A 4,119-nucleotide genomic window follows, 5' to 3' on the forward strand; every position below is an offset into this window, starting at 1 on the left:
ACCAAACAACAGCTGGAAGGCAACCAGAACAATGCTAAAGCCCTAAGCGAAGTGGCGAAGAACCAACAAACCGATGAGTTAGAATCGGTAGAGCAACTCAAAAGCTTTGCAGAAGAAATTCAGCAAGATATAGCCAAATTCAACAAAGCCTTATTACTACTCAGTTCCCCAAATGGCATTGGACTCAGTACCGCAGAAGACATATACCTTTCTGCAGATGGACAATTAAATCAATTTGCAGGCGATAGCATTAACCTGACCACGCAAAAGAATTTGATCGCCCAAGCCAGTCAAAAGATCAGTTTATTTGCAGCACAAGCTGGGATTAAGCAGATTGCAGCAAAGGGTAAGTTTGAGATACAGGCGCAGTCGGATGGTTTAGATATCTTGGCAAAGGCAGGCATTCAGATTATCTCGACAGAGGATACGATTTATTTAACTAGCCCCAAAGAAATCATCTTTAAAGCAGATACGTCAGAACTGAAGGTGAATGGTTCGGGAATTTTTCCAACCACAGGTGGTAAGTTCGAGGTTAAGGCGGGGCAGCATTTGTTTAACGGGGGAGCCACTGTTGAAGCACCTAAAACAAATTTTGGTAGTAAACCTTGCTACTTAACCTTTGAGATCGTTGATATGGGAGGTAAGCCTGCAAAAAATGTAGAATATATTGCTTTTAGAGCAGATGGCAGTCAACAAATCGGTCGAACCAATCCAGCAGGTCAAACACAAAGATTTCAAACAGATGGTTCAGAGCAAATTTCTATCCATATTAGCGATGAAAATGCCTCTAAATATAAGCTTGTTACAAAGGGTTAAAAAATAATGAATAAATATAATGTTCTCGAATATACCCTTATTTTTTACAACCAAAGAAACAAAAGCTTGGTAAATGTTAAGTACACGCTTATTTTTTTCCCACAACAAGGAGAGCGTATTAGTTATACAGGTGTGACCGATGAACGTGGGCAAACCAAGCCGATTGAACTTACAGCAAATGGTAAGCTTCATGTCTTTGTTGAAGGACATCAAACCATTTTTAGTCCGAGAAAGCTGATTAAGCCTATTTTAGCTGAAGGCACAAATGTTATAGAGATTAAAGAAAGTCGTTTGGATGATAATCTAAAATTCATAACAAAAGAACAGTATGAGTTTCAACGGGAAAAAGCTCGTGCTGAATTACAAAACCAAGCCAAGAGCGCACCTAAGGGAAGCTTCTTTAATCGTTCCCAAATGCCTCCTGCTTTTCATCAAGGCGTACAAAGACTTGAGCAAAGTTTGAATATGTCTTATGAGGAATACAAAAAGAACAATACACGATTAACCAAAGAAAGAAAGTATTTCAAATTTAAAATGTATGTTTTGTACCGTTTTGCCGATAGTCGGGGCAATGGTATCCCGAATATGAGTTATCAAATTTTTGGGGAAGGTCAGGATAAACCGTTAGTCGGATTTCGACCAACACCAACCGATCAAAATGGTTATACACAACTAGCAGAGACCTATTTAAAGAGCCAAGTTAAATACCCTTTGGGTAGTACCTCAAAAAAGAGTGAGTTGTTTGAGCCAATTACCTGTGTGGATAAACAAGTCATTCATCAGATCATTTTTCCAGTAGCACGTGCAACGACTAATCCTAATATTGACCATACCGAAAATTTGGGAGAAGCACAAAAACCGCCGATTGTGATCAATCCACATAACAATGAGGTTTTGATCCTGCCACCTGCACTTTATGCGGAGTTTGATCGAAAAACCAAAGTGTTATCAGATGCCATAAAAGATGTGCATAAAGCCAATGCTGATCTCACTCGCCAGATTCAAAGTCGAAATCCTGAAGAAATAAAGGAACTTGAAAAAAGACTGAATATCAATCAGCAAAAAGCCATTGAAAAAATAAATGGTGAATTTAAACAAGTTGCAGACTTACAAGAAGTTTGGATTGTTGAAACAACAGGTGAAAAAGGGCAGGCTGCTTCTAAATATGACTTAGGAAGACGATATCTCAATGTTTCGGACTATGAAAGCTATAGTAAAAAACGCATAAATGAAGAAAAACAAGTCCAAATTAAGCAAGAGAATGGAGAAGTTGCATCTCCGAGTTTCATTAAAAAGGAATTTCAAAAATTAGGACAACAGTTGCTGACCGCAAAAAAATCAGTGGGCGGTGATAAAGCGGTTTATAACCTGATTGGTGGTTTGGGCGGTGAAATTGCTGAAGAATATGTCAACAGTAATGACGTCACCGTCAATCAGGAAGCACAGTGGATGCGCATGGTTGCAGGTGCTGGCGGTGAAGGGATGATCAGTGCGTCATCAGCTGGTGTCAAAATGAAAGTGAGCGGAGATGCTTCTGTTAAATGGACGCTGTTTGAAGGGGTAAAAGAATGGCGTAGGTTCTATCCGTGTGAGTCAGGATGGACGCTAGAAATTGAAAATTATGATTTAGGTACGATTCGTTTTTTAATTGGTGCCGAGTTATCAGGTTTCTCAGGTGCCAATCTGGGAATTGCAGGAAATCTATCGGTTGATATTACCCATCAAGGAACGATTCAAATGTTATCGGCCGTGGTCCGTGAGCCAGAGCAATCGATAACGAACATGCTAAATCGCGAGCGTAAACCGATGTTTGAACCCGCAAAAGGTGGTTTAAAAGAAATTGCTGCTGATCAGAACAGTGGCAAGCCACAAGCAACCGTAGGTGTTGATGCATTTGTTGGGGCGCAAATCCAAGGTGTATTGAAAGGCGGGATAGAATGGTTCAAGCCTAGTGCTGATAGTAGTGGTGAGGGAGAGTTTGTCACCATCGCTGCGGTGTCTGCTGGAGCTGGTGTCAGTGCAGGTGCAGGGGCACAAGGGCAATTCCAGCTGATTTATGATGATGGCTGTTTTAAGGTGCGTGCCGCAGCACATCTATGTTGGGGTATTGGTGCAAAAGGGATTGCAACATTTACCGTGGGGACTGAGCATATCCTCAACTATATTGGTTTTATTAAATTGCAGTTACTGCAAGCAGGGTTTAGAAGTTTGGTCTATATCTCGGGGCAAGCTTTTTCGTTGATGTCACAAGTACTCGCTTATTCTATTGGTGAGGATCATCCGATAACTGAGAATATTCAAGATTTAGCAGATGCATATGCCCTTTGGCTTGAACGACTTGATATTGACCAAGGTCGTTTAAAAACAGCGAAGAAAATCAATTCAGCTAAAGGACGTGAAGAGTTAATTTATGCGACACCAGAAACCAAAGGCATCTTACTGTATGCAGTGACCCATTGGAGTGATCGTACTGCTCCGATTTTTGATATTCGAGTGTCTTTTAGTGAGCGAGAGGTTCAGTTTTTCCCTACACGAAAAACCGCAGTGATTAATATCTTAAAAACCTGTGTGACTACGGCAGAATGGCAAAATACCATTCAACATATTCATCCAGAAGGTGAAAAGTTAACACAAGATCAATTTGGTAAAGTTGAAGGGGATTTGATTCGCTTTTTAAATTATGGCAGTGACAAAAAATATGCGGAAGATATTATTCGTTGTATAAACCAAGGCATTGATTATGCAGGAAGCAATATTAATCAGTGGCTCAAAGACTATTTAAAATACCGCAAGGGAGCAAGGGCGGTGACTGGAACTTCATGGAACTATATGTTGGTACAAAATCAAGATGACTATCGTTTTGAGCAATTACGTATGCAGCAAGGCTTATCGAGAGGGTTTGAGGAGCAACCACTGATGGCGAGTAATCTTGAAATATTAGCGCCTTTTGAACAGGATAAATCTGAGGAGTCTAAGGTGTACCATGTTTAAAGGTACACCTTAATAGGATTAGGGATTGGCAGCACAACGTACTGAATTATTTTGATTCAGGTCTAGATTGTATTTTTTTACAAGCTCTGATTTAGCGCGTTTAGGGTCTTCAACAGGATGTATGGCATGACGTTGCATGGTTAACCCCTTTCCAGCCATGTGCATATTTTGACCATCATCTGGTGCAGAGCTACGAACTACTTTTAAAGTGCCTGTTGCAGGACCTTGTGGATTTTTTTCAGGCGATTTACTGTAGTATTCTGGATCGTACCAGTCCAGCATCCATTCATAGTTATCGGTTAACATATCATA

Annotated in this window: 2 protein-coding genes and 1 pseudogene; 2 read left to right on the forward strand and 1 reads right to left on the reverse strand. The window is 40.4% G+C overall.

The window, feature by feature from the left end:
- Positions 1–816, forward strand: an 816-nt coding sequence (locus EXE30_RS15635) for a DUF2345 domain-containing protein (RefSeq protein WP_130163199.1), incomplete at its 5' end; no start/stop codon positions are given.
- Between the two features lie 6 nt (positions 817–822).
- Positions 823–3,807 (forward strand): hypothetical protein, encoded by a 2,985-nt coding sequence (locus tag EXE30_RS15640; RefSeq protein WP_130163200.1) that lies wholly within the window; start codon positions 823–825, stop codon positions 3,805–3,807.
- Between the two features lie 18 nt (positions 3,808–3,825).
- On the opposite strand, the pseudogene EXE30_RS15645 reads toward EXE30_RS15640, so the two are convergent.
- A pseudogene (locus EXE30_RS15645) lies at positions 3,826–4,119 on the reverse strand (formylglycine-generating enzyme family protein); the annotation flags it as partial.

The sequence above is a fragment of the Acinetobacter halotolerans genome, assembly GCF_004208515.1.
Lineage (GTDB): Bacteria > Pseudomonadota > Gammaproteobacteria > Pseudomonadales > Moraxellaceae > Acinetobacter > Acinetobacter halotolerans.